The following is a 6,857-nucleotide window of genomic DNA, read 5'->3' as shown; positions in this document are numbered from 1 at the left end:
AGATCATCATTACTACAATGGCAATCGTTATTCCAATACTAGCATATCTTCCATGCATTTTGGTTCTTGATCTTGACTGCATATTTTTCCTCTATGATTTATACAACCCATCATCATAATGACAATAATAGGTTTATTATCCTCTATCGATTCACTATAAGTAATAAACTATATAAAAGTGCTGAATTATTTGTCAATAGTTATAAAGTTTGATTGACGTAATGAAACCCAAAATATTGAACATTAGAAGTTCACCTAATTTAGGCATTATTCTTACTAACAAGAACATCTTGCAAATATTCGAGAATATTATCTTTCATGTTTTCATTGTTCAGCGCAAAATTTATGATCGCTTTCACATATTCAGCCTTATCCCCGGTATCATACCTTGTTCCACTGAACTTGTAGCCATATACCTTCTGGGACCTGTTGAGATTACGTATGCCATCAGTAAGCTGGATCTCGTTGCCGACACCGGATGATGTTTCCTTTATACAATTAAAGATCTCAGGAGTGAACACATATCTCCCAATAGCACCGATATTGGATGGAGCCTTGTTTACATCTGGTTTTTCAACGATGTCTTCCAGAGCATACAAGGAATCATCCAAAGGTTTTCCTTTTATGATCCCATAACTGCTGATCTTTTCCTTCGGGACTTCTTTAACTGCGATGGTGGAACGCCCATATTTCTGGTAGATATCGATGAGCTGCCTGGTGCAGGGCTGTTCATTCACTACGATATCATCACCCAGAAGTACCGCAAATGGCTCATCACCCACATGTTTTTCTGCTCTCAATATAGCATCCCCAAGTCCTTTCGGCTCTTTCTGCCTTATGTAGTGGATATCAGCCAAAGATGCTATATCCTGAATCTTTTCGAGAAGATCGTGTTTCTTATGCTGTTTCAGATGCATTTCCAACTCAGGCGACCCATCAAAATAATCTTCGATCGACCTCTTACTTCTGCCTGTGACAAAGATTATGTCGTCTATTCCTGAAGCTAGAGCCTCTTCAACAACAAAATGGATCACCGGTTTATCGATGATAGGGAGCATTTCCTTTGGCATCGATTTCGTTGCAGGAAGAAATCTGGTTCCAAGGCCTGCTACAGGTATAATTGCTTTTTTTACTTCCAATAAGTTCACATCCTCTCATAAGTCACATTTATAGTTGCTTTAATCTAGTTATAATTATTTATAGGTTAGGATGATTTTATACCCAACATTGACAGTTCCCACTCTTTCTTGAAGAGAATGGAATAATATAGGTTCTCATACAATCTGAACAAACACAGAGACGTAATGAATCAACTGTACCTAACGATTTGTTAGAAATGGATTGGAACCTGAATATCCAGATGCAAATCGTTTGCAGTGATCATCGATCAAACATTCCACACTCAAGCAGATCACGCAAATCAATGTAATTCATTTCCACCCCTACTCATCATCAAATCTGAAGATGTCGTCATGCGCTACATACTCTACCAGATGCACTTCAATGATCTTCAGTCGGAATTTCCCGGATCTGATAATCTGTGTTTGACTTCGGCACAGATGAATATCTCTCTAGTGGCACAGGAATAATCCTTCCCTACAGAGACTATACCCTTTACCACAATCAGTGATCATTGCAGTGGTGTGCCAGCTGTAGGCTGGATTTATTTTCTGGATGCATCAAAATGATCTTGGTCTTGTGGTGTAGAGATCATCAGTCTGAAAATGCAATCATTTTGATTCACCGGATATTTATTAATAAATCTTTTTCCTGATCACATATCCCAACAAAGGTACAAATAATGCCACCAAGAGTAGACTATTGTTAGGAGGCTTATAGGTACCCTCTTCTCCAGCTATTTTTGTCATTACACTATTTTCAGCATCTCTAAATTTAACAGTTACAATATACTGCTCATCACCTTCATAGAATTCCTCATAGGGTATTTTGATTCTGACACCTGTTCCCGATACTTTATGCGAGTTCTCATAGAAGGTTCTGGATCCAAGGGGATTGTTTATCCCTATGGTGATCAGTGCATTATCATTCCAGGATTCTCCCTTTATTCCGGAACCATGCAATGTTAAATGTAGGGTTATTCCTGATTCGGTCTCCTCGATATATAATGGCATTCTGGTAACTGGAGGATTTATAGGAGGTTCGATCTTAGCTGTAGTGCTTAATGTATTGGTAGCACTATCTGTGGAAATAATTGCCATTATCTGGCTTTTACCTGCTTCTTGTGAACATACTTCAAAGCTGTATTCCAATGTATCACCTGGAGCCAGATCGTTTGAGATCTTATAGCTATCCACTTTATCATCTTCCAGATATAGCTCAATGGAATCTTCACCACCTGGTCGATATGTTCTTGACCCGCTGTTGACAATGGTCACATCAATAGTTGCAGGTTCATAGGTCCTTATTTCCGAAAAGTTTATAGATCTTATTTCAAGGATAGGTGCATCTGCTTTTTCATCTGCAACCCAGATATCGGACAGAATTAGCTTTTCACTGGTGATGCTCTCTATATTCAACCTTATCACAGGTGTGCCCTGAGCATTTTTTAACAGCAAAGATTGTCCAGCAGAGTCATTGGCAAGAGAATATACATTTGTTTGTGTGATTCCTTCAATAAGGACCAGATTCGAATAAGGAGCATTGGAATATTGAAGGCAGAAACCATTTCCCACAGACACTGCTTCATCCTTTTCTATTGAAATAGAGTTATGATATGAAGAGATGCCTGACAATCCGAGAGATCTGGACATTATTTCCCCGATCTCTTGCTGGCTTAACGCTCTGTCATAAATGCGAACCTCGTCCACCTGTCCTTCAAAAAACGTTGCAGCTCCATGTTTAGAAGTCCCTACTAAAAGGTCGCGGTTGCCGTAATCCGCCCAGATCCTGTCTTCACCAATATCCTTTTCCCCCGCATATTCCCCATTTACATAGAACATTATTTTATTTTCAGAAGGTTTGTACACTCCTGCCAAATGGATCCAGTCGTTTTTAAGTTCAGGTACCTCTGCATCTATACTGTAACTTGGACCATCTTTGTCATTCATCCTGCCTACAGTAAAACGAAGTGTTGAATCGGACCTCCATCCAAGACGCCAATTGTAGTGACACAGAATATATTTTTTACTGTCTCGTACTCCTGTCGATTTAACCCATAGTGTAAAGGTATGATCTCCCTCTTCGAATGTACTGGAAGTGTCAGGTATTTTCACATAATCCGTTAGGCCATCGAATTCAAGGCAAGAGTTGTCCATACCTTCGGTCCAATCTGCTCCATATGTCGAACCGTAGTAGCTTCTTCCGCTGTAATCGTAAATCTCAGATCCTTCATTTTCATCCAGAGGTAAATACAATATAAGGCCGTCTTCCTCGATCGGCTGAATAGTTGGGGCTTCTGCAACGATTCTTCCTGCCATCAAATGGCTTATCCTGACCTCTGAGTATTCTTCATTTACAAAAACATCATTGACTAAAAAGACCAGATATTTATCGCTATCTATTTTAAAATCGACAGTTTCACCTGGGATCAATACTTCGGAACCTATTGCCTTCCCTGAAGCCATAACACTGACCAAGGCCTTATTGTCCTTTGCTTCCACGAGGTCCAGTTCGTATGATCCGATTTTTAGAGATTCGTTGTTGCTTATGACTCCCTCTTCCAAATAGAATTCTGCATTTTCTACAGAGGGATCTATAATATTTATATCATCAAAATATGAGCTTGCAGGTCCACAGTCCTTATCGTCTACATATCCGGCTTCCAAACGCATACGGAGCTGGGTTATGTCTTCAGGAACTGTATAAAATACATGCTGTATATCCGAGGAAGGATTAAACGTTTTAAGAGTGATCCATTTTTTTCTGTCGTCGTCATATCCTTTTAACCGTACTTTGGTATTAATCGCATTGTTGCTTCTTACCTTTGTTGTAACAAAGAACAGATCATCCTCATTAACATCAATGCTTTCACTGACCATATTAGCTGAAGAAGGAGAAGTGTATCTGTTTGTTTCAAGCATCAGTGAAAAATTGCCACTTGTGCCGCTGATCTGTACGATTTCCCAGTCGCTGTGCGGTGTTGTCCAGTTAACAGGTTTTCCGGCATCCCACTCCTCAAAACCTGAATTTGAGGTCAGATCCTCGCCCAGATGGCTTGCTGAAACACCTGGAACTGAAAAAAGGGTAATGGTAGCCAATACTACGAATATACATGATAAAGATTGAATACGATCTGACACTTTATATAACACTCCTCATATTATTTTGTCTGTTTGCAACTGCTTCCCTCGAGATATAACCTGTTCATATCTTTAGCATATCTCTGACTACTAAGCATTGCCGAGTTACTTCATGGATAAAGTTTTTTGCATATTATAAGCACACTGTCGGTTAAGCTAATTTATTCCTAGAATTCCAATTCTTTGATATAAAAGGTTTGACACAGATATTCAAAAGTGTTTTATGATAATCCTATTCTTACAGGTAATATAACAAATTGTTTAAATAGTTTTATGTTGATAACAAATACAAATCTCTCTAAGCCATATAATGAAACGGTAAATAGGAAGCATGTATCAAGCGAGAAACCAATATGAGATCACTTGTTGAAAAATATAGAAATACATTGTTAGATGTAACTGGTAATTTGTTTATTCTAGGTCTTATATCACTGATCTTGCATCATTTCACATCCATAATTGTCAGTGTCTGGATTGATATTTCCCTATTGGCTATCATTACTTTTACATCAGGCTTTAGCTGGTTTTTCATATTCATACAAAAGGACGAAGAGTATTTTAAAGCAAAAACAGAACCCTACTTTAGAAACCTCTTTTTAGCAGGGCTATTAGTAATCTCAATCGGAAGTTTAACATTTGAGTTTATTGAAAGCAGCCAATTATTAAGCTCAGTTGTATCTTTTATTTCCTCTATTCAGTTCTATTTGGTTTTGGCTACAATTGGCTTTGGTTTTTTTACTTTTTACTTTAATAGGGAAAGAATCGAGGCAGAAGCGGAACTGGAGCAAGAAAGGGACGCAGCAGCAGAAAGGAAGAGAGATGATGAGTTTGATAGGAAATTTGCCATTTTAACGAGATTTAATTTGGATTACGCGGTCTCGGAAAATTGGAACAGAAGAGATTATGGTGCTCTGGCATTTCGGGGACTGATTGCTCCTTTTGTTTGGATTGCTAGGTTGCCTTATAGTTTTGTGAAATGGACCTATAAGGAAGGATGGTTCTACAGCATAGTTTTGCTCTTGATAATGTTATTAGGAATATACTTAAGGATATATAATTTAGGGAATTTAAGTTTGGGTACTGATGAAATATACCTAGGCATAGCAATGAAGAGTATCTTGGAAAATGGAGTTCCTTCCCTACCGGATGGAGCATACTATAACCGAGGTTTAACACACAGTTATCTATCAAGTTTTTTTGCTTTATTTTTAGGAGCAAACGAATTTTCAGTAAGGCTTCCAAGCGCTATTTCAGGATTGGGAACAATACTAATATTATACTTTTTGGGAAAAGAAATACAAAATAAAAAAATGGGTCTCATGCTTTCATTCATATTGTGTATATTCCCATGGGCAATTGAATTTTCCAGATGGGGAAGAATGTATTCAATGGTTACATTTTTAATTTTATTCACATTTTATTCATCAATAATAGGATTTAAACATCAAAATAAAAATTTTGTGATATTAGCAATTATAAGTGCTCTCCTTGCCATAATGACTCACAAATTCGGTTATATTACTCCACTTATTATCCTAATTGCTGCTGTATTATATACGTTTGAATTCAAAAAAGAAATTTTAAAAATAAAATATCTATTGATAATTTTCCTTCCTATTTTATTAATACCTTTAGCCCACATACTTATCAACATTCGAGAAAATAACTTTACTTTTGGGAAAATTTTCAAAATCTGTGTAGAAAGTTATGGGTTTACAACCAAACATTCGTTTTCAGACTATTTTATAAACTTTTTATTTTCAAACTATGTATTATTATTTATAGGCATAATTACCCTATTTTATTATTTAGTTCAGAGAAGAATAAATATAAAAGATAACCTATTTTTATTTGGAATTGCGTCGTTGCAAATTGGTTTGTTAAGTTATTACCACCTTCATGAAACTACACGCTATTTATTTTTTATAATGCCATTGTTCATAACTATTGCTATTATAGGATATAAAGAATTATTACAAAATATATTCAGTAAATATTTAGATAGTAATAAAACATCCATTTTAGTAATGGCAACAATAATAATTATAACAGTTATTTCAATTGCTCCATTAAACTATTCAATCTCTATCCCTTCAAGAACACATGGAGATACATACGATAACCCATATTATGCACCAACTACTGTTTCTGATTATGTACCTGATTGGAAAAGCAACAATATATACATAAGAGATAATGACAATAATAATGCTACAATTATCTCAAATGGATACCAGTTCACATATTATTATAATAAAGAGCCAGATTACTATTTGAGACCTGGAAACAGTAATTACTTTTCTAGAAAAATTGGTAATGATTCATATATGAGATATATGGATAAAACCATTCTAATACATGATAAAGAACAGTTTTCCCACATAATAAACGAAACAGATAATACCATATATATTGCTTTTAACTCTAGAGGAGGGCACTTAGATAAAACAATAACTGCAGAAAAATGGATTAATGATGTAGAGAAAAATGGAAATAATTTTAAACTTGTTTTTGTTGGAGATGATCCTAATTCAAAAGTATATAAATTAGAATAAATGGACTGCTTAAACAAATTCATTAATCAATATTTTAAATGAT

Annotated in this window: 4 protein-coding genes; 1 reads left to right on the top strand and 3 read right to left on the bottom strand. The window is 35.9% G+C overall.

Annotated features, from left to right (window positions below; translation table 11 throughout):
- Positions 1 to 260: 260 nt before the first annotated feature.
- The 3 genes from galU to KDK67_RS09570 all read right to left on the bottom strand — a co-directional run bounded on the left by galU (position 261) and on the right by KDK67_RS09570 (position 4,217).
- Positions 261 to 1,139 (bottom strand): UTP--glucose-1-phosphate uridylyltransferase GalU, encoded by an 879-nt coding sequence (galU, locus tag KDK67_RS09575; protein WP_250868567.1) that lies wholly within the window; start codon positions 1,137 to 1,139, stop codon positions 261 to 263.
- A gap of 303 nt (positions 1,140 to 1,442) precedes the next feature.
- Positions 1,443 to 1,535, bottom strand: a complete 93-nt coding sequence (locus KDK67_RS14670; RefSeq protein WP_476738628.1) for a hypothetical protein — start codon at positions 1,533 to 1,535, stop codon at positions 1,443 to 1,445.
- A 219-nt stretch (positions 1,536 to 1,754) separates the two neighbouring features.
- The gene (locus tag KDK67_RS09570; RefSeq protein WP_250868566.1) at positions 1,755 to 4,217 is read right to left on the bottom strand and encodes a LamG domain-containing protein; all 2,463 of its coding nucleotides are present in this window, start codon (positions 4,215 to 4,217) and stop codon (positions 1,755 to 1,757) included.
- Between the two features lie 395 nt (positions 4,218 to 4,612).
- Here KDK67_RS09570 and KDK67_RS09565 point away from each other — a divergent pair, with 395 nt between their 5' ends.
- Complete coding sequence (locus KDK67_RS09565) at positions 4,613 to 6,814, top strand: ArnT family glycosyltransferase (RefSeq protein WP_250868565.1); 2,202 nt, start codon at positions 4,613 to 4,615, stop codon at positions 6,812 to 6,814.
- The last annotated feature ends 43 nt before the right edge of the window (positions 6,815 to 6,857 follow it).

Origin of the sequence: Methanococcoides seepicolus (assembly GCF_023684405.1) — an archaeon.
Taxonomy (GTDB): Archaea; Halobacteriota; Methanosarcinia; order Methanosarcinales; family Methanosarcinaceae; genus Methanococcoides; species Methanococcoides seepicolus.
This window is presented reverse-complemented; position numbering and strand designations above follow the sequence as displayed.

Excerpts from the sequence above, each read along its gene's own strand:
- KDK67_RS09565 (WP_250868565.1), top strand. The coding sequence starts at position 4,613 with ATGAGATCACTTGTTGAAAAATATAGAAATACATTGTTAGATGTAACT.